This is a genomic window from Pyrobaculum organotrophum, from assembly GCF_055384425.1.
On sequence record NZ_AP042430.1, the window covers coordinates 1,242,339 to 1,260,391 of the forward strand.

21 protein-coding genes are annotated in these 18,053 nt (G+C 44.5%); 9 read left to right on the plus strand and 12 right to left on the minus strand.

From position 1 onward, the window contains the following. Positions 1 to 64: 64 nt before the first annotated feature. On the minus strand, positions 65 to 976 hold the full coding sequence (dph2, locus tag ACZ49R_RS07610) for a diphthamide biosynthesis enzyme Dph2 (protein ID WP_464732574.1): 912 nt from the start codon (positions 974 to 976) through the stop codon (positions 65 to 67). After that, positions 963 to 2,777, minus strand: coding sequence for a DNA topoisomerase (locus tag ACZ49R_RS07615; RefSeq protein ID WP_464732575.1), 1,815 nt, complete (start codon positions 2,775 to 2,777; stop codon positions 963 to 965). Before ACZ49R_RS07615 ends, dph2 begins: the two co-directional genes overlap by 14 nt. A 68-nt stretch (positions 2,778 to 2,845) precedes the next feature. On the opposite strand from ACZ49R_RS07615, the gene ACZ49R_RS07620 reads away from it, so the two are divergent. After that, positions 2,846 to 3,304 (plus strand): hypothetical protein, encoded by a 459-nt coding sequence (locus tag ACZ49R_RS07620; RefSeq protein ID WP_464732576.1) that lies wholly within the window; start codon positions 2,846 to 2,848, stop codon positions 3,302 to 3,304. Here the strand turns inward: ACZ49R_RS07620 and ACZ49R_RS07625 are convergent. Beyond that, positions 3,276 to 5,018, minus strand: coding sequence for an ATP-dependent DNA helicase (locus ACZ49R_RS07625; protein ID WP_464732577.1), 1,743 nt, complete (start codon positions 5,016 to 5,018; stop codon positions 3,276 to 3,278). The two genes, ACZ49R_RS07620 and ACZ49R_RS07625, sit on opposite strands and share 29 nt — an antisense overlap. A 32-nt stretch (positions 5,019 to 5,050) precedes the next feature. On the opposite strand from ACZ49R_RS07625, the gene ACZ49R_RS07630 reads away from it, so the two are divergent. Continuing rightward, positions 5,051 to 6,211 carry a nicotinate phosphoribosyltransferase gene (locus ACZ49R_RS07630; protein WP_464732578.1) on the plus strand — a complete coding sequence of 387 codons (1,161 nt, stop codon included), beginning with the start codon at positions 5,051 to 5,053 and terminating at the stop codon, positions 6,209 to 6,211. Here the strand turns inward: ACZ49R_RS07630 and ACZ49R_RS07635 are convergent. Then, a complete protein-coding gene (locus ACZ49R_RS07635) occupies positions 6,200 to 7,285 on the minus strand; it encodes a geranylgeranyl reductase family protein (RefSeq protein ID WP_464734107.1) in 1,086 nt (361 codons plus the stop codon). The two genes, ACZ49R_RS07630 and ACZ49R_RS07635, sit on opposite strands and share 12 nt — an antisense overlap. Positions 7,286 to 7,344: 59 nt before the next feature. Here ACZ49R_RS07635 and ACZ49R_RS07640 point away from each other — a divergent pair, with 59 nt between their 5' ends. Beyond that, on the plus strand, positions 7,345 to 7,770 hold the full coding sequence (locus tag ACZ49R_RS07640; RefSeq protein ID WP_464732579.1) for a YkgJ family cysteine cluster protein: 426 nt from the start codon (positions 7,345 to 7,347) through the stop codon (positions 7,768 to 7,770). 314 nt (positions 7,771 to 8,084) lie between these two features. On the opposite strand, the gene ACZ49R_RS07645 is transcribed toward ACZ49R_RS07640, so the two are convergent. Genes ACZ49R_RS07645 through ACZ49R_RS07655 form a run of 3 tightly spaced genes read right to left on the minus strand, consistent with a single transcriptional unit; the run spans position 8,085 to position 10,081 of the window. Next, positions 8,085 to 8,726, minus strand: a complete 642-nt coding sequence (locus ACZ49R_RS07645) for a 3,4-dihydroxy-2-butanone-4-phosphate synthase (RefSeq protein WP_011762141.1) — start codon at positions 8,724 to 8,726, stop codon at positions 8,085 to 8,087. 39 nt (positions 8,727 to 8,765) lie between these two features. After that, complete coding sequence (locus ACZ49R_RS07650) at positions 8,766 to 9,419, minus strand: 2,5-diamino-6-(ribosylamino)-4(3H)-pyrimidinone 5'-phosphate reductase (protein ID WP_464732580.1); 654 nt, start codon at positions 9,417 to 9,419, stop codon at positions 8,766 to 8,768. Continuing rightward, complete coding sequence (locus ACZ49R_RS07655) at positions 9,416 to 10,081, minus strand: GTP cyclohydrolase IIa (protein ID WP_464732581.1); 666 nt, start codon at positions 10,079 to 10,081, stop codon at positions 9,416 to 9,418. The genes ACZ49R_RS07650 and ACZ49R_RS07655 overlap by 4 nt, the downstream gene beginning before the upstream one ends. A gap of 88 nt (positions 10,082 to 10,169) precedes the next feature. Here ACZ49R_RS07655 and ACZ49R_RS07660 point away from each other — a divergent pair, with 88 nt between their 5' ends. Further along, positions 10,170 to 10,790 (plus strand): creatininase family protein, encoded by a 621-nt coding sequence (locus ACZ49R_RS07660; RefSeq protein ID WP_464732582.1) that lies wholly within the window; start codon positions 10,170 to 10,172, stop codon positions 10,788 to 10,790. On the opposite strand, the gene ACZ49R_RS07665 is transcribed toward ACZ49R_RS07660, so the two are convergent. Then, positions 10,787 to 10,972: a hypothetical protein gene (locus ACZ49R_RS07665; protein ID WP_011762137.1), complete on the minus strand. Its 186-nt coding sequence runs from the start codon at positions 10,970 to 10,972 to the stop codon at positions 10,787 to 10,789. The genes ACZ49R_RS07660 and ACZ49R_RS07665 overlap by 4 nt on opposite strands. A gap of 59 nt (positions 10,973 to 11,031) precedes the next feature. On the opposite strand from ACZ49R_RS07665, the gene ACZ49R_RS07670 reads away from it, so the two are divergent. Next, positions 11,032 to 12,042 (plus strand): histone deacetylase family protein, encoded by a 1,011-nt coding sequence (locus ACZ49R_RS07670; protein ID WP_464732583.1) that lies wholly within the window; start codon positions 11,032 to 11,034, stop codon positions 12,040 to 12,042. Here ACZ49R_RS07670 and ACZ49R_RS07675 read toward each other — a convergent pair. The 3 genes from ACZ49R_RS07675 to ACZ49R_RS07685 are packed head-to-tail and all read right to left on the minus strand — an operon-like array spanning position 12,037 to position 14,720. Next, complete coding sequence (locus ACZ49R_RS07675; protein ID WP_464732584.1) at positions 12,037 to 12,894, minus strand: ribose-phosphate diphosphokinase; 858 nt, start codon at positions 12,892 to 12,894, stop codon at positions 12,037 to 12,039. The genes ACZ49R_RS07670 and ACZ49R_RS07675 overlap by 6 nt on opposite strands. Positions 12,895 to 12,922: 28 nt before the next feature. Continuing rightward, on the minus strand, positions 12,923 to 13,696 hold the full coding sequence (locus ACZ49R_RS07680; RefSeq protein WP_011762134.1) for a class I SAM-dependent methyltransferase: 774 nt from the start codon (positions 13,694 to 13,696) through the stop codon (positions 12,923 to 12,925). Then, a complete protein-coding gene (locus ACZ49R_RS07685; protein ID WP_464732585.1) occupies positions 13,671 to 14,720 on the minus strand; it encodes an L-threonylcarbamoyladenylate synthase in 1,050 nt (349 codons plus the stop codon). Before ACZ49R_RS07685 ends, ACZ49R_RS07680 begins: the two co-directional genes overlap by 26 nt. 46 nt (positions 14,721 to 14,766) lie before the next feature. Between ACZ49R_RS07685 and ACZ49R_RS07690 the strand changes: the two genes are divergently transcribed. From ACZ49R_RS07690 to ACZ49R_RS07705, 4 genes are read left to right on the plus strand one after another with little or no spacing between them, the layout of a single operon-like run. Further along, a complete protein-coding gene (locus ACZ49R_RS07690) occupies positions 14,767 to 15,573 on the plus strand; it encodes an NAD(P)-dependent oxidoreductase (RefSeq protein ID WP_464732586.1) in 807 nt (268 codons plus the stop codon). Then, entirely contained in the window at positions 15,570 to 15,824 is a 255-nt protein-coding gene (locus ACZ49R_RS07695; RefSeq protein ID WP_011762131.1) for a hypothetical protein, read from the plus strand. The genes ACZ49R_RS07690 and ACZ49R_RS07695 overlap by 4 nt, the downstream gene beginning before the upstream one ends. Next, on the plus strand, positions 15,824 to 17,119 hold the full coding sequence (gene asnS / locus ACZ49R_RS07700; RefSeq protein ID WP_464732587.1) for an asparagine--tRNA ligase: 1,296 nt from the start codon (positions 15,824 to 15,826) through the stop codon (positions 17,117 to 17,119). Before ACZ49R_RS07695 ends, asnS begins: the two co-directional genes overlap by 1 nt. Beyond that, positions 17,094 to 17,666 carry an adenylate kinase family protein gene (locus ACZ49R_RS07705; protein ID WP_464732588.1) on the plus strand — a complete coding sequence of 191 codons (573 nt, stop codon included), beginning with the start codon at positions 17,094 to 17,096 and terminating at the stop codon, positions 17,664 to 17,666. Before asnS ends, ACZ49R_RS07705 begins: the two co-directional genes overlap by 26 nt. Here ACZ49R_RS07705 and ACZ49R_RS07710 read toward each other — a convergent pair. Beyond that, complete coding sequence (locus tag ACZ49R_RS07710) at positions 17,644 to 18,027, minus strand: hypothetical protein (protein WP_464732589.1); 384 nt, start codon at positions 18,025 to 18,027, stop codon at positions 17,644 to 17,646. The two genes, ACZ49R_RS07705 and ACZ49R_RS07710, sit on opposite strands and share 23 nt — an antisense overlap. Between the last annotated feature and the right edge of the window lie 26 nt (positions 18,028 to 18,053).

Sequence of the window (18,053 nt, forward strand, 5' to 3'; positions counted from 1 at the left end):
CCCCGGGAGAGGGCCGGGGCGCCACTCTTTGAAAGGGGGCGCATGAGGCTTTCTCTTCTCTCTGTTATATAAGCTTAATTGAAAGTCTTGGATCAATGACGCCTCTTTTATATTCATAGTAGTTCAAAATCGGCGTTTTGATTCTATCTATGTCATCTATACCTATACGTGGGCATGCAGTATTTACAACTAGGTCAAATTGTAAATCGTCAATATATTCCGGGGAGATCTCATCTAGTAGTACCATAACTAGTCCCTGTGACGAGAGTTCCAAAGCTTTGTCATCTTGTCTTTGGCCTGGCTTCGTAGTTAACAACACGGCGACACGCTTTGGCGTAGATATATGCGCGCGTGCCTTCAGTTTTATCAATCTCATAAACTCTGGCTCAATATCTTTGACCTCTCTGCGAAATGGATCTACTAGATAAACTGTTGTATCTGGGTAAAAGAATTTCAACGTAAGCGGGTAGAAAAGCCCTGTGGACACTACATATGCTACGTCGCCAGGTTGCTCCCCGACCCAACATCCCGTGACGGGGTCTCTAGCAATAGGAAACCCCGTCTCTTTGTGTATTACCTCTGCTATTTTCCTATAGGGCAGTGGGAAGTATATCTTTCCCACTTTCTCAAGCCTCGGGAGATCTGGAGGCGGCTTGTAGTACACAGGAATGAAGTAAATCTCTGTACCGCCGGTTTTAAATCTGTAAAAGTCTTGTTCTACTCTCTCTATTTCGCCGCCGAGATTTTTCTGTAGGAGATAAGCTACATTGGGGGGCACGCTATGTCCCAAGTGGAATATCTTCCTAAAGCGTGGGTCTGGTCTTACGTCGCACGCACCCCATACCGGTCTACCAGATACCGTCGCCCCAGTCTTACGGGCTATTTCTATCGCCACCCATTTAAAACCTGGTGGGGTCTCTATTAACGTGTCTGGCCCCGCCTTCCATACAAAAGGGTGTACCTCAATATGTTCCACTCCTTTCCCTAGCTTTAGAGTTTAAAACCGTTTCTAGGGCTCTTCTTATTTCATCTCTATGTTTCTTAAGATCATTGTAATACTTCTCAAATTCAGATTTTATCTCCTGAATTAACCTGTTGGGAGAAATGCCGTTTTTAACAATGCCCTGTATGGCTCTTTCTATTCTGGCGCGTACTGTGGGCTCTATAAGCTCCGGCGTATATTGAAACAACGTTATTGCCAGAGTCTCCCCGAGTTTTGTAGGTATGCATTTACCCTTTTGGAGCTTCATATAACCTCTCTTTATATTGGTATAGATATGGTCTTGCATTGTGGCATCTGTGCCTATGCCATATTTCTTCATTAAGGCGAGTAGCTCGGATTCTGACATCGGCGGAGGGGGCTCGGTTTCTCGCTCCACTACCTCCACTTTAATTGCATGTGCTTCGTCGCCGACATATACACGTGGAAGAGGCCTATCAGATTGTCTCTCCCAGGGGTATATCCTCCAGTAGCCCTCGTCTATTGTTCTCTGGCCCTCTACCTCAAGCTGTATTTTTCCAAAATCTACGACAATCTTTTGTTTTTCAACTTGCGCTGGCGGGCTTAAAGTGGCCAAAAAGTGACGTACTACAAAGTCGTAAATTGCCCAAGCGTTATCGCCTATTTTTCCAAAGGTCTTATATATCTCGCTTTTTGTAGCTCCTTTTGTTGGATAAATGGGCGGATGTGCCCCATCGTCTGAATCTCCTCTAGTAGGCCTGAAACCACGTAGTAGAAGCTCTTCTACATACCGGCTATGCTCTCCCCTTATTAACTCTTGTAAAATCTCTCGTAAATTTAACGTTGGTGGATATATAGTTGTCTCTGTCCTAGGGTATGATATATACCCCGCGCGGTAGAGCTCTTCGGCTATGTCGAGAGTTTTCTTGGAGTTTATCCCAAGCCATCTGCTTGCTCTCCTTTCTAATTCTACGGTTTCTAGAGGCTCGGGAGGTTGTATATAATGTGGTCTATATATGGCGGTTTTTACAACGCCGCGTTTAATTGTAGTCGCAACGGCCTCGGCCTCTTTCCTAGTTTTAAATCTAACATCAGCTGACATCTCGATTTTATAGCCTCTTATTTCAACGACGGCCTTAATTACATAGTATTTCTCAGGCTTGAAGTTTCTCCGTTGTAGCTCTCTGGTGACGACTATGCCGAGAACGGGGGTTTGACAAGGGCCGTAGCTCAAGAATTGGCCTTTCTCTAACAAATCTCTCACAGTCAGAGTTAAAAATCTCGTAAATACAGCACCAAGTGTTAGATCTATTTGCATTCTTGAAAAAACTTTCTCTACCTGTTTTAAATCAAGTTTTGTCGGATTTTGAAATGCCATTTTTATATCTTTATATGTGACAGCATTAAAACGTACTCTGTATATCTTTACATTTTTATTTACAAGTCTTACCACTAGCGCAACCTCATACGATATTGCTTCGCCTTCTGAATCGGCATCAAGAGCTAGGTAGACTTCTTCGGCTTTACGAGCTAGAGATCTAAGCGCTCTTACGTATTTAATAGCCTCTTCTCGGAGGACAAGTATGGGGCTTGTCTTAAAGAGCTCTTCTGGAGGTAGCCAACTCCACACGTTTTGTCTAGCTGTAAAATCGTAGTCCATGATATGGCCGCTGAGGCCAAGCGCCACGGCCTCTCTATTGCTATATAGAAACCTATAGGCAGATACTCCATAGATTTTTTCCACTTTATACGTCCCCCCTAGATATCTGGCGATTGCTTGAGCTACAGACCTCTTTTCGGCAACAATCAAAATCACATATCAAGACGCGTTGGCGTATTTAAGCAGTTGTAGAAACATTTATATAATGAGACATAGGGGAACGTATGGCCGTAGATGATAAGGAGCAAGAGAAGCCGCTTAGAAGACCACCTCCGCCACGGCCACCTCCTGTGCAGCCAATACCACCTCCTCCTCCGCCTCCCCCGCCTATACAGTATCAACAGCCAATCCCGCCGCCGCCTCCCCCGCCGGGCTATCCAATGCCATCAGCTACTGTTAGAACTCAGAGAACAACCCCCCCTCCGTCTCCTCTGCCGTTGGCCCCCCAACAAGAGACGCAGATAACTAAGAGACCTTTGAAGCAGGCAGAGAAGACTCAGCCGCTTCCCCTCGTTGGTATAATTATTGCAATGGTGGCGGCGTTAATGGGCGTCATCACTGCCGTATTCTCAGTATTTAATGAGACTTTGGGTATTTCTTTACTCGCTATTTCAATAGCCGGTACAAATGCTGCGATTATTATAATTGCTGTAGCTATTTGGCGACTTTTAACACGGAGGTGAAGAAGTGTATAATATTCTCTTTGGCCTCGCCTAGCTCGTTTACTATTAGAGAACCGCTTAATATATCTGAAAGACTACTCCATATATCTGGTTCGGCATAGCGTCTATCTAAAAATATCAATACGCCTCTATCTCCAGGTCCTCTAAATAGCCGGCCTATTGCTTGTCTAACGGCGATAATTGCATAATAGAGGTACACAGAGTTCCACGCTTTTTCTCCCAGACGTGGCCTTAATGACTCTACTCTTTTTTCTAAATATGGCGACGGCTCAGGATATGGCACTCCGACTACTGCTACTGTACTGAGGAGGTTCTTTCCGTCTCGTACATACTCAACGCCTTCTGCATATCTACCTCTGGCCACTGCCCCTATGAAAAATCTATCTGGGAGATTATGTAAATCCACCTCCTGGCTCCCCTCGTACCAATGTGGTATTGAAATACTTAGGTACTTCCTAACGCCTTTTAATACCTCATATGAAGGAAACACCGCCAAGACCCCTCCGGGAGATATGTTGATTATATCGGCTATTCTCTGCGCTATTTTGACGTACATATCCTCGCTTCTTTCTGTAAATTTTGTCGTAACGCCCAAATCTACTATCGATAGATAGTTTTGACGTGGGATGTACTCACTAAATGATATATCTATGTGGCTGTATTTTATCAGACCTAGAGTTGTAGAAAAAAGCGATATCGGCAATGTCCCACTTATGTAAATAACGCTTTTTGCCTCTTTTAGCTTTTCTTTTACTAACGACGTGGGGTCAAGCGGTTGGAGAACTAAAACTTTTGTGGCATCTTCGCCGCGTATCTCAGAGAAGTATTTTATTCTGCTTTTCAACGCATTTTTTAACTCTCTAAGTAGTATCAACGGCGTATATGGATTTATCCTCTCATCTGTTTTCTTCTTTATAATTTCCCATATGGCGTTTTCTAGGTCTAAATCTTCGACGATGCCTAGGAGATCTCCTAAATCTACAACGCCCGACATTTTTCTAATAAATGTGAGTAAGGCATATATTTTGCTAGCTTCTTCTAAAAAGCCGTATTTTTTCGCCTCTCTATATGCGGATTTAACATCTGTTTCCGATACTTTAACTGTATATAAATGTATTACTGCATCAAATATAGAGTGTGCCTCATCTATTATTACAGCTCTATCTTTTAGATCTATATGTTCTCGTCCCAGTATATAGTAATAGGTAGAAATTATGAGTTTTGCACGATTTAGCCTAGCTTTTGCATATTCATAAGGACAACTATATGCAGTACAGAGAAACTTTATGTAGGCCGAGACGTTTTTTAGGGGAATGCTTACATCTCTTGGCGGATAGTATATACATTTGCCCATACTTTTGAGGAGATTACACTCTGCCAGAAACTCTAAGTAGTCGAGCTTCTTCAGTTGTTGGTAACAACACATGTCTTGTCTACTCTTGATAACTACATAGTCTAACTCCACTCCCCGCCTCATTATATTTGCCAACTCTCTCACGGGGGGCTCTAGCTCTGTCCTTGTTCTAACTGTATAGTGTACTACGCCGCCGGTTTCTAAGATATATTTCGCCGCGGCGCTTATAACTGCGGCTGTTTTGCCAAGACCTGTAGGTGCATTAATTAAAAGAGTCCCCCCAGTAAGTAAGGTAGTGTATGTTTTCTCATAGATCTCACGTTGGTAAGGCCTAAATTCCTCATATGGAAAAAGCTCCACAATTTTAAAACTCGGCAATACCTTTATCTTTAATGTTTCATGTAGCTTCTCCTCAAGACATTTCGTTAGGTAGGACTGCAGATGTATATTTTCTCAGGACAGTTGAAGTTTTAAAAAACGCCGGTCTTTCTGACGTAAGAGTAAGAGCCGAGTTTCACGTAGCGTCTCTCCCAAGGGGGTATAAATGGGCGTTGTTTACTGGCTTAAAGGAGGTTCTAGAGTTGTTAAAAAATAGAAAGGTCACTGTATACGCTCTGCCGGAGGGGACGGCCTTTTATGAAAACGAGCCTGTAATGGTAATAGAGGGCCCATATTTAGAGTTTGCAATATTAGAGACGGCAATTTTAGGAATTTTACGTCATTACTCAAGTATATCTACTAAAGCTGCGCGTATTAAGAAATTAGCTGGCGATAAAACATGTCTTTTCTTTGGCGCCAGAGCTTTGCATCCAGCTGTTCAACCTATGGCCGACCGAGCTGCCTATATAGGCGGTTGCGACGGCGTGGCTACAGTACTAGGGGCTGAAATGATTGGAATCAAACCGTCGGGCACAATGCCCCACGCCCTAATGATAATCTTTAGGGCGTTGATGGGAGATCACACACTTGCTTGGCTATGGTTTGATAAGACAATGCCTCAAGACGTACCCCGTATTGTACTTGTAGACACGTTTTTAGACGAGAGAGAGGAGGCCTTGATAGCCGCTAGGTTGTTGGGAAACCGACTCTATGGCGTTAGGTTAGACACGCCGGGTAGCAGACGTGGGAACATAAGGCGTATTGTAGAGGAGGTGAGGTGGACTCTAGACCTACATGGGTATAAAGATGTCAAGATTTTCGTCAGCGGAGGGTTAGACGAGTCTCAGATAGCGATGTTAAGAGATATAGCTGATGGATTTGGCGTCGGCACATCAATCGCCTTTCCGCCTTCTGTAGACTTATCTATGGATATTGTGGAGGTTGAGGTAGAGGGGAGGTGGGTTCCAATTACCAAAAGGGGCAAACTCCCTGGTTTTAAGCAGATATATAAGTGTGGGTCTAGACATGTAGTTGTGCGATGGGATGAGCCGCCGCCTTGTGGAGAACCTCTATTAATTAAGTGGATAGAAGATGGAAAACTTGTGAGAGGTATCCCCAGCGATATAGAGATTAGGGAGTATGTGTTGAGACAGTTGAAAGAATTAGAGCTTTAGCCGTCTTTCCACAGGTTTTAGCGTTAGGCTATAGGTTGCTTCGCCTGTGTACACTCTCGAATATAACTCAACCAACCGCCTACCTAATAGTTTAACTACCCATCTCCTTGTGCCGAGGGTTCTCGCCATATGTGAAAGCCATCTTGTCTTTTTAACTTCTTCTACATATGGCTTAGCTAGTTCGCTATATACGTCAAAAGTCCATTTCGCATTGCCATATATCTTAAGCGCAGTATATGCCGCTACTGCTGCCAAGGCTCCAGTTGCTATGGCGTAATAGATGCCTTCTCCTGTTGTGGCGTCGACAAAACCCGCCGCCTCTCCTGCAAGTATTACATTTCGCCTCCCCAAGCCGGCTATATAGCCTAGAGATATTGGGTGGCCTAGTACTGGGCCTGGCTTATAGCCTTCTTTCTCTGCATATTCAACAACCAACTTTCTGAGGTCTAGCCATTTACCCCACCCCACACCTGCGCCGATATTAGCGCCTTGGTCTAAGGGGAAAATCCAAGCGTAGCCAACTCTCCCAGTATTGTTTACCACGGCGTCAAAGTCTATCACACATATATCGGAAGTAGGCCCTTTGGCGATTGTCACATATGCGATGGCGTGGCTTTTCTCACCGCGGAAATTTCTTACGCCTATAGATTTTGCCACTACGCTTGTCGAGCCGTCGGCGCCTATTATAACTCTGCCCTGGTATTCGCCAGCTCTACCAACTACACCTCCCTCTCTTACGCCTAATATATAGTCTTTTATAAAATCTACGCCGCTTTGTTTAAGTATGGCGTAATCGAAGTCCGGCCTTCTGGTGATAAGTATAGGCTCTTTTTTTAACACATGGCGATAGCCTGCCGCTCTAGTCTCTATACTTTTACAAGAGCCATATACAGGATACTCTATGCCAAGTCTCTCCAAGAGTTTCCACGTACGTGGCGTTAGCCCCCCTCCACAAGGCTTTTCGCGCGGCGGCTGCGCCCTATCTATTACCAACGTCTTTAGCCCGAGTCTTCTTGCCATTAACGCAGCCGTAGAGCCGGCGGGCCCAGCTCCTACTATTATAACGTCATATATCACATTGTCGCTGTTTTATTTCAAAAAATATTTTTTCCACTGTTGAAGAGTCGTAAACAATGTGGGAAGACGCCAGTTGGTTTGAGGTAAAATTTCGCTGTATTAAATGTGGCATCTGTTGTATAGGTACTGAAATGGAGCTCCTTGTCGAAGATATACTGCGGATAACATCAAAGGGCTATAAGTTAGAGGATTTTGCAGAGGAGCGCGACGGCGTATATAGGCTGAAAAACGTGAATGGCCACTGTGTATTCTACGACCCAGACACCAAGATGTGTAAGATGTACGACATAAGGCCCATCGGATGTCGTTTATATCCACTTATTTTCGACGGAGAGAAAGTAGATATAGATAGGACATGTCCAGTTTGGCATACAGTTTCAAAAAGTGAGGTTAAACGTTTAGCTCCATATGTTATCGAGTTTGTTAAGGAGACTAAATTAACAAAGATAAAGCTTAGACTTCGTAGACACTTTAAGCCATAAAACAAAGAACATAAGCCAAGGTTGAGACAGTAAAGATAGAGTATATTACGTGACATTAAAGAGACTACGGCCGAGACTTCTGCGGTGGAAACCCCGCATGAGCAGAAAGCGGTTGCTGTGAATACAGGCAGAAGACTTAAATACATGTACACGCCCCTCCCTAAATGAGGGGCTCTGCCCCGAAGACGCTCGCGGAGGACCGCGCGCCATCCAGCCCCATGCCCGATGACCCCACGCCGGAGGCATCATGGATGCCCATAAAGGCGTGGGCAAGGAGAAAGTCCCTAGGCTTATGGACAGACGGGTCGTGGAACTTAAGCTAAAGGTCTAATTTCCCTACTTGTGACAAGAGGTATCCCCAGTATAGATGCCAACTCTTTAGCCTCTTCTAGTGGCATAGCTTCTTGATAATCGCCTAACGCCTCTATTATAGCCAAAGCCGGAGGTATCCCGGCCGCGTTGGCTAATATAAGCGCAAGCTCTGTATGCCCCCATCTTGTTCCAACTCTGCCGCCGAGAATCGGCACATGGCCGGGGAGGTAGAAGTTCTTTCTAAACTCTTCATAAGCCGCATCGGGGTCTCTAAGAGCTAGCTCTACAATTCTGGCTAGCTCTCTTATAGTCAACGCCTTATCTGCATCTCTTACGCCAGTTTTAGTCTTGATGTGATTTACATATCCCATAAACGCTGGATTATCGCCATATGGCGCCTTAGTAACATAGCCTCTTCTTCCGTAATATTCGCTTAGGAATTCTAAGCCTAGGGTTCTCCCCACTTTTTCAGTAGTAACAAAACACAGCAGTCCCCCGGCGTTTTTACGCAACCATCGCACTAACGACGGAGTTATAGCGTCGCCACGTATGACAAAATCTACTTCGTTTTCTCTCTCATCTCCGTCGTATATCATAACTATGCGTCCCTCTCTTAAAGCCTTAATGGCCTCCTCAATTGGCATAAGTAAACTTTTGTCACTGCTAATATACTTTTCTGTAAACTAATGTTTACAAGATACGTGGTATTTCAACACTACCTCTTGGCCGCATTCACAAAGCTTTATAGAATGTAGCGTAAGAGCAAACGGCATATCTTCAGTAGTGGCAAATCCGGCCCCCTCTACTAGGGAGACCCCTCTTCCAAATACATATGGCGTTACAGTTAGAATGATTTCATCGACAAGACACTTGGAGAGAAATTCCCAATTCGTCCTGCCGCCCCCCTCTAGTAACACTTTCCTCACTCCCTGTTTATATAACGTATCTAACACATAAGCGGGGTCGACTGTTTCGCCTTCTGTTATATAGATCTTCACACCACGTTTTTGCAGCTCATGTATCTTGTCTTGCGGCGCTTTATGTGTAGTAAATACAACAGTCGGCGCCGAGGAGTCGAATATACGGAGCGTGAGGGGGGCGCGAAGCGCTCCGTCTATCAATACACGCATCGGGTTTTTTCCCTCGACATACCTCACTGTTAGCCTAGGGTTGTCTACAATGGCGGTATTTGCTCCCACTATTATTGCGTCTACACTAGCCCTTATCGAATGAAGTCTTTTTAAATCGTATGGACATGACAAACGTGAATATCCTGTATAACTAGCTATCCTACCGTCTATCGTAGTTGCGGCAACTAGATAGACGTATGGTCTCATTTCACAATTTTTATCCCCTCTCTATTTGTTGACCGGAGGTAGTCAAGACCTCTAGTTGCTTTGACAAACGCGTTGTATGGTTTTTTCGCCACGCCGACGCCCACTCTAACTCTTGTATCTATATTTCTTACAATTTCGTTGATTACATCAGGCGTTGGCAAGAAGAGAGCTGTGTTATCTCCACCTAGGTAAAAAACTAGACATCCATATTCTTTACACACATCTAAAAGTGTGTCTATCAACCTTACTATGTGTGAATATACGTCTAACGGACCGTTGAGTTTTGTAGTCTTGGTACTATTTACAATATCCATATGGGCTACGATAGAGAAACTTGTAGCTTCTACCTCTTTACCTCTGCAGTTTAGATACGCGCTGTAGGGAGTGTCGCCTGTTCCTATACAGAAGTCTATAGGTACTGGGGAGTGTTTCGCTATTTTTGCAACAGCTGACTCTACAGCTGCACTACTTATGTTGTTAACAAGCGCTATAAAAAAGTCGTATCTAAAATGATGGGGCAGGGCCCCCACTGTGGTAAAACTTTTCCAAAGCGTCGCGTGTAGCTTGGCTTGAATCTGTTGGATTATATGTTCCCTACGGGGGCCCAAGCTTTCTGTCCACTCTCTATATCCTTTGAGTTCAATCACTGCGATGCCGTGCACATGGTGGTAAACTACCGATTATATAAATACTTGTGTATTGTAAACTTTAGTTTACGGCGAAGAGAATAAATGAGCAAAATCTCTGTGTGTGGTCTGTATATTGCCAATAGGTTCATATGAACAACACGGCCCCCACCTCCCCCCTACTGTTGATACAGAGATAGCGCAATATATAGCGTTGAAATTAGCTGAAAAAATTACGGCACAGGTACTACCTCCGATTTGGTATACCTGTAGCGACGAACATCGTGCGTTTCCAAATACGATTTCTGTAAGGTGCCGAAGTCTCATACCATACCTAGAGGATGTGCTTAGATCTGCAGTAGAGAAATGTGGCAAGGTAGTAGCTGTGGTAGGCCACGGCGGAGTGTGGGAAGCCGTTAGTCTCTTGGCGCAACAATTAAACTACGAGCTGGGGCCCCGGGTATTAGCCATAAAAGTTTGGTCGCACATCTTTGTAAGAGATCACGCAGGTAGTGACGAAACTAGTATATATCTTGCAATAGGCGGAAAACTAACAGGCGATTTAGTCGACATATGCGAGGGGGACACCTCCCTATTCGGAAAGATGTCTGTAGATAAATTTTCGAAAAGCGGCATCGTTGGCTGTCTCAAATCTGGAGAAGTCTCAGCCGAAAGGGGGAGAAGGATGTTGGAAGACGCCCTAGGGAGGATTTTAAAAAAAGTAGAGGAGTTTCTCAAAGTTTAGCTATTGCATTTCTTCATAGCTTCAGCTAACTCTTGTATGGCCTTAGTCAACTCCTTAAGTCCAGCTATTTGAATAGTGACAGTAGTGACGTCGTTGCCTTCATCATTTTCCTTCAGTTCAGAAAGAATTTTCTCTAAATCGTCTTCCTCCTCTTCTTTCTTCTTTCTTTTCAAAATAGACACACTTTATACAACTTTTAAATCTAACTGAAGGCTTAAATAATGTCTTATCTGATAGACTTATGCTTGTGTATTATTCGCCAATATTTAAAAAACACACGCCGCCGTTTAGACATCCAGAGGCGCCAGATAGACTAGACCACTTGTTAGAGGGGGCTCGGGAGGCCGGGGCCGAGATAAAGGAGCCCGTTATGCGCGAAGACGTCTGGCACATTATAGAGTCTATACACGACAAGAGCTATGTAGAGTTAGTACGTAGACTTTGTAGAGAAGGACATGCCGAAATCGACGGCGATACATACATATCAAGCGGTACATGCGATGCCGCAGCGTTAGCCGTGTCCGCGATTATAAACGCAGTGGAGAGAAAAGAGACGGCGTTAATTGCGGCAAGACCGCCGGGTCACCACGCCGGGATTGCCGGTAGAGCTCTCTCTGCGCCAAGTCAAGGGTTTTGTATCTTTAATACAGCTGCTATAGGCGCACTTTATGGAGAAGAGGGAGTAGCCGTATTAGACATAGACGTACATCACGGTAATGGCACACAGGAAATACTATATGACAGAGATCTGTTGTATATCTCTACACATCAACATCCGCTCACGCTCTACCCAGGCACGGGATATCCCGAAGAGGTGGGAGAGGGCAAGGGGGAGGGCTACAATATAAATATCCCACTGCCGCCTCATACTGGCGACGATGTGTACATCAAAGTAGTTGACGAGATTATAACACCTGTGTTGAGACAATACAACCCCCGTCTTGTGATAATCTCACTAGGTTGGGATGCGCATAAGGAAGATCCCCTAGCCGATATGAGACTATCGCTTAAAAGCTACCTCTACGTCTTTGAAACAGTATTACGTCTACAGAAGCCTGTAATATTTCTACTTGAAGGCGGCTACAACCGTGAGGTGATAAGAAGAGGTACAAAAGCTCTCATTAGACTAGCAGACACTGGGGAGTTTGCCCCAGGCGAAAGCCAAACTTCTACAGACGTACACACCTTAGAGAAGTTTGAAGAAATTATAAAGGAGGTCAAGAGCTACGTCGGCCGATATTGGAGATTATAGGAGACGCTCCAACTCTCTTCTCAAAATAGGGCCAGTCCTCACTTCTGCAAATTCATTAGGTATACTGTCGGTACATATTAAGCGGTCAACACACCCCCTCACTTTTTCTCTAGCATCTCTGAGAAGTTGGCAATGGGTTACTGCGGCATATACTTTATTTGCGCCAAGCGCCCGCGCAGATTTACAAGCGTCTACTAAAGTGCCCCCTGTCGATAATATATCGTCGACAATGGCGACGTTTTTACCCTTGAGATTAACATCATAGCGTGGGACAAGTGTGATGCTTCCAGTGTCTCTATCTCTATACTTCTCGAAGTATGTATATGACACCCCCAATATTTTTGCTATAGCCTCAGCACGGTAGACAGAGCCAAAATCTGGGCTTAGTACTATGTCTACGTCTTTAAGTCTTTCAGCAAACTCTACGGCTGGGTATATATTTCTTGTAGTAATACGCGGTACGTACTCGGCAATGTAAGGCTTGTGTAGATCTAGCGTAATAATAGTGAAGACGGGGTAATTAGCCAACAGCTTGAGAATAGTCTTAGAACTGATCGGCTCTCCTGTTCTAAACCTCCTATCTTGTCTGGCATATGGGAAATATGGCGTTAGCAAAACCACTTTACGCACGCCTATATCGCTAAGCGCGTCAAGCGCTAAAACCAATTTAATTATGTTGTCATTGACGCTGGGATAGAGCCGAAGGACAAGTGCGACTTCTGGACCTGTCTCTGGGAGACGAATTAAGACCTCGCCATCTGGAAAAACCCGCTCTTCTACCTGTTTTACCACTCCCACTTTCTCTAACTCTGTTATGAGGTCGGCCGCGTTTTGAAAAGCTAAGATATCCATAAGTTAGAAAACCGACGTGAGTTTTAAGCTACACATTCCATACGACAGCTTCTTTTAACGCCCTTGATATACCGCCGGTTTTTACAGCGATTACGATAAGCCTATCTGCGTGTCTATCATATTTTTCGCCGTTGAAACCGCCATAAATATCTTCAATGGAAAAGCCGACTGTTGAAAACATTACACGTAACTCGCCAAGGCTGTATAAAGTAAGCTCGAGTACTCTCTCGCCGACATACTGCCCGCTCTTGTATATATGTCTCACCTCTCTAATACGTGAGGTAAGAGGGTTGTAATATGCCGTACTTAAGACTCTATAGGGGCCTGCCGAGATCCAGAAGTTCCACACCTCGCCTAGAGAGTGGTATATGTCTTCAATCTTCTCCTTATTTGCTACGTCGATTAACAGCCGTCCGCCTTGTTTTAATATGCCAGAGAGCCAAGTTAAAATCTCTACTTCTGTCTCAACGCCAAACATGCCAAATGTAGAGTGCATTATATACGCCCCGTGAAAAGCTCCTTTTCTAAACGGGAGGCTTCTTACATCTGCTTGTACAACATCTCCATGTTTTTTCGCAATCTCTAGATACTTCAGGTTTATATCTACGCCAACTACAGTATCTTTAGGCATATACGCCATATGTCTCCCATGTCCGCAAGCGACATCTAATACTCTCATGCCGGGCTCAATACGGAGGGCGCGTTGTATAAACAACGCCTCAGTTTTTGACTCCCACTCGCCTTTATAATGTTGTATAAAATCGAGATATATATCGTCAAAAAACTGGCTGAGCCAGTCCATACTTTAACAATTGGCCTAGGTTAAAAGCCTCTCTATGTCCAGAAGCTTTTCTAAGCCTATTCATAATAGCGAGACCAATGCCTGTCTCTTCAACAGCAGGTACAACTCCAATATCTACAGAAAATCTATCTAACTCTCTAAGAGATCTATAGAGGTTTTTAGCAACTTCGTATAAATCATCGCCCATTTTTATTACAACATCTGCATTAGTACACCGGCCAGTTGCACATAACACAGCTACTTTAAGCCCTTTAGACCTTAGCGTTTCAACTGCCAGAGAGAGGTCAAAATGGACTATTACAAGCGGCGTATTTGGCGCATAATGTTTATACTTCATGCCGGGGGCTAACGCCACATCTGTTTCAATAAGCCCGCGGGCGACGGGTGGTATCTCCACAGGCCCAAAATACTTCTCAAGCTCCTCAACTGTAAAGGGGCCTGGGCGGAGGAGGATAGGCGGTTTTCTAGTAATATCTATAATTGTCGATTCGACACCGAAAAACGTAGGCCCCCCGTCTATAATTACGTCGACTTCGCCATTTAAATCCTCGACGACATGTTCTGCAGTCGTCGGGCTGGGCCTCCCCGCCTTATTTGCGCTAGGGCCTGCTATAGGAGCTTCTAACTCTTTTATTATTGCCAGAGGTATAGGATGTGCCGGCGCTCTGACTGCGACAGTATCTAAGCCGGCGGTTACACAACGTGAGACGGCCCCTCTAGACTTCATTACAAGTGTTATCGGGCCGGGCCATATGCGCCTGAGTACGTCTACAATTTCCTCTGGAATGTAGGCGATTTGTGCGGCCATTTCTACCGAGTCTACGTGGACAATCAAGGGATTGTCGGGAGGTCTCTCCTTGGCTTTAAAAACCTTGGCGCACCCCATATCGCTATATGCATGTGTAAAAAGGCCGTAGACAGTCTCTGTGGGCGCCGCCACTATGCCCCCTCTTTTTAACACCTCGGCGGCAAATCTAATTACGTCGGCGTCTGGCTTAAGGGGATCTGTACGTAGTAAAAGCACAGTAGCAGAGGGATGTAGAAATATAAACTTGTACAGTCCCCGCCATATGGATATAACTATCATTGGCATGGGAAATATGGGTAAGGCGTTTGCAAAACGCGCTGCATCGCTAGGCTATAATGTATATTGGTGGAATAGAACTAGAGAGAAGGTTAAAGACGCGCCTGGCAAAGCTATAAACAAGCCAGAGGAGGCAAGAGGATTTGTGGCTATTTTTGTCGCGGACGATACCGCCCTCTTCAACGTGCTCCCAAATATCGGCGGTGATTACATAGCGCTTTGTGGCACATATTCTATCGGTGCTATTAAAAAAGCGGTGGAGACGCTAGGAGAAAAGAGAGTTTTTGCCATGCCGGTAGTAGGCAGTCCGCGCAATGTGGAAGGAGGAGACGCTATATATATCGTAGGCGCCCCCGATGAGTTATATATAAAACTCAGGCCGACGCTTGAGAAATTTGGCACGTTGTTTTACGTTGGAGATAACGTAAAAGCCGCCGCTCTTAAACTAGCCTTTAATTCTCTACTGATTTCTACAGTGGCTACATTAGGCGAGTCTCTTTCTCTGGCTGTTAAATACGGCGTTAAACCCGAGGTGTTTAAAGAACTTTTGTCTATGACTGTGTTTAAAGAAGTGGCGGCGCGCTATATTGATAGAATGTTAGGCAGCGGACAACCGACGTTTACTATTAGAAATGCTGCAAAAGATATGCGCTACGCCGCCACTGCCGCAGGTGAGGCTGAGTCCGGGTCAGTAGCCATAAGCGGAGTCAAGGCGCTATACGAACTTTTAACTGCACTGGGGTACGGAGATGAAGACTATGTAAAAGCCGGATATCTCGCAGGCAGAAAATGAATGTGTGGGATTACCTCGTTGTACTTATAACATCCCTGTTAGTATTGCTGTTCTTTATGTACATGTTCTGGAGAGTGACAGCGACTAGAGACAGAGAGAGACCAGCAGAGATATTTACATTAGTTCGTTGCGGCGACGGGACTGAGAAAAAGAGACGTTACCAAGAGGGAGACTACGTGGGAAAACAGACCGCCGAATGTGAGGGCGGGGTCATAATTGGAATTTTTAAAGAAGCTCCTTTACAGACGTGATGGAGGTGTTTAAGAAAGCCATTCCAATATCTGAGGCTATAAAGCTCAGCACTGGATACGTTACAGTTAGAGGCTGGGTGTATCGGAAAAGGGTGTTAAAAGAGAAGGTGTTTGTAGTGCTTAGAGACTCGACAGGAATTATACAACTTGTCTTTCCGAGAGATCGGTTTAAAATAGCCGAAGAGCTCAATATAGAGTCCTCTATTGTGGTAAGTGGGTTGTTGGTAAAAGAGCCGAGAGCTCCTGGAGGCGTAGAATTGCACGTTGAAAGCATAGATTGGGTTTATATAGGAGAGCCGTATCCAATAAATGAAGATGCCGTAACTGCAGATAGCGAATATCTATTAGACGTAAGACATTTATGGCTTAGAAGTAGAAAAATGCAAGCAGTCCTGAAAATTAGACATACAGTATTTGAGGCGTTACACCACTACTTTAGAAAAAACGGTTTCTATGAAGTACAAGCCCCCATGTTTATAACTGCTGCAGTAGAAGGAGGTGCGACGCTCTTTAGAGTAGATTACTTTGGACGGCCGGTATATTTAACACAAAGCTCACAATTTTATCTAGAGGCCCTCATATATAGTCTTGAAAAAGTATATACAATAGCGCCTAGTTTTAGAGCTGAGCCTTCTAGAACGAGAAGACATCTCACAGAGTTTTGGCATGCAGAAATGGAGATGGCGTGGGCAAGTATGGAAGACGCCGCGCGCGTAGGCGAGGAAGTCATAAGTTTTACAGTCGAAAAAGTCTTACAGGAGAGGGGAGAAGAGCTTAAGCTCTTGGGACGTAAGACTGAAGCGTTAGAAAAGGCCAAGCCGCCGTTTTATAGGGTTAGTTACGATGAGGCAATAGAGATTTTGAGAAAAAAAGGCTTGAATATAAATTGGGGCGACGACATAGGTGCAGACGAAGAAAGAGCGTTAACGCTAGAGTTTGACAAGCCGATTATTTTGTATGGATTTCCTGAAAAACTAAAGGCTTTCTACCATAGAAATAATCCCCAAAGGCCTGAAGTGACGCTAAGTTTTGACGTACTTCTGCCAGAGGGCTATGGAGAAGTTATTGGCGGCGGCGAGAGGATTTATGACGCAAAGGAACTTATAGATAAAATAATACGGTTCGGGCTAAACCCTGAGGATTACCAATGGTATATCGACCTACGGCGGTATGGCTCAGTTCCACACTCAGGCTTTGGCCTTGGCGTTGACCGCCTAGTTATGTGGATTACGGGCGCGGATCATATAAGAGATGTAGTGCCGTTTCCACGTGACATCAGAAGGACAAAGCCCTAAGGCCCTAATTACAGGCACGCCGGGAGTTGGAAAAACTAGCCAGTGTAGAAAACTTGCGGCGTATTTCTCGACGTGGTGCATATCTGTGGGAGAGTTGTTGATAAATACGCCATATGTGAAATATATCCCAGAGCTAGATACATACGAAATAGTAGATTTAGAAGGGGCAAAGGAGGTCGTATATAAAGCGACAAGGCCTGGAAGCATCATAGATACACACGTAGTAGAAGTGTCTCCAGATCCAAAAATTGTTATAGTGTTGCGCAAAGCGCCAGACGTCCTTTTCAAAGAGTTGTTAAACAGGGGGTGGCCTCTTAAGAAGGTAGTGGATAATGTTTGGGCCGAGATTTTAGACATAGTTTATACATCTGCTAGTGAAAGATGGCATAGAGTATTCCAGATAGATGTAACATTAAGAAGCCCAGAGGAGACATTTGAGGTATTAAAACGATGTATAACTAAGCGGTGTAGAAGCGACAGAGTAGATTGGCTTGAATATTCAGAGAAGACGGGATTTTTAGAGTTTATCGAACGTCTGTCTCGCTAGCGCTCTTTTTAACAGCTTTCCTCTCTATTAGTATAAGAAGTTTCCAACCTTGTTGCGTTAATTTCTTAAGCACAGTTCCCATGGTACTTTTTGGAGATATCAGGATGGCATAATATACAATTCCCCCGTAGGTGTAGAATCTAGCTATATACCTCCTCCCCATTGTATCTTCAAGTGTTATATCTAAGACATACATTTCCTTTAGTTTTGGCATAATTCCGATGAGATCATTTTGTATCATCTCAAGTTCCTCAGTGTATTTAGCAAGTTTTGTATCAGTTTCTCTAAGACCCGCAATTTTAAGGTCTAGAAAAGTTACGCCGTAGTCGCGGCCCACCTTAAGCAGAGCGACAGCTCTCATTGATTGTCGTTACGTTGAGACTTTTA

What these genes read in the sequence shown, in the direction of transcription:
- ACZ49R_RS07620 (WP_464732576.1), top strand. Translation starts at nt 2,846, where the DNA reads ATGGCCGTAGATGATAAGGAGCAAGAGAAGCCGCTTAGAAGACCACCT.
- ACZ49R_RS07630 (WP_464732578.1), top strand. Translation starts at nt 5,051, where the DNA reads ATGTTTCATGTAGCTTCTCCTCAAGACATTTCGTTAGGTAGGACTGCA.
- ACZ49R_RS07640 (WP_464732579.1), top strand. Translation starts at nt 7,345, where the DNA reads ATGTGGGAAGACGCCAGTTGGTTTGAGGTAAAATTTCGCTGTATTAAA.
- ACZ49R_RS07645 (WP_011762141.1), bottom strand. Translation starts at nt 8,726, where the DNA reads ATGCCAATTGAGGAGGCCATTAAGGCTTTAAGAGAGGGACGCATAGTT.
- ACZ49R_RS07650 (WP_464732580.1), bottom strand. Translation starts at nt 9,419, where the DNA reads ATGAGACCATACGTCTATCTAGTTGCCGCAACTACGATAGACGGTAGG.
- ACZ49R_RS07670 (WP_464732583.1), top strand. Translation starts at nt 11,032, where the DNA reads ATGCTTGTGTATTATTCGCCAATATTTAAAAAACACACGCCGCCGTTT.
- ACZ49R_RS07675 (WP_464732584.1), bottom strand. Translation starts at nt 12,894, where the DNA reads ATGGATATCTTAGCTTTTCAAAACGCGGCCGACCTCATAACAGAGTTA.
- ACZ49R_RS07680 (WP_011762134.1), bottom strand. Translation starts at nt 13,696, where the DNA reads ATGGACTGGCTCAGCCAGTTTTTTGACGATATATATCTCGATTTTATA.
- ACZ49R_RS07690 (WP_464732586.1), top strand. Translation starts at nt 14,767, where the DNA reads ATGGATATAACTATCATTGGCATGGGAAATATGGGTAAGGCGTTTGCA.
- ACZ49R_RS07695 (WP_011762131.1), top strand. Translation starts at nt 15,570, where the DNA reads ATGAATGTGTGGGATTACCTCGTTGTACTTATAACATCCCTGTTAGTA.
- asnS (WP_464732587.1), top strand. Translation starts at nt 15,824, where the DNA reads ATGGAGGTGTTTAAGAAAGCCATTCCAATATCTGAGGCTATAAAGCTC.
- ACZ49R_RS07710 (WP_464732589.1), bottom strand. Translation starts at nt 18,027, where the DNA reads ATGAGAGCTGTCGCTCTGCTTAAGGTGGGCCGCGACTACGGCGTAACT.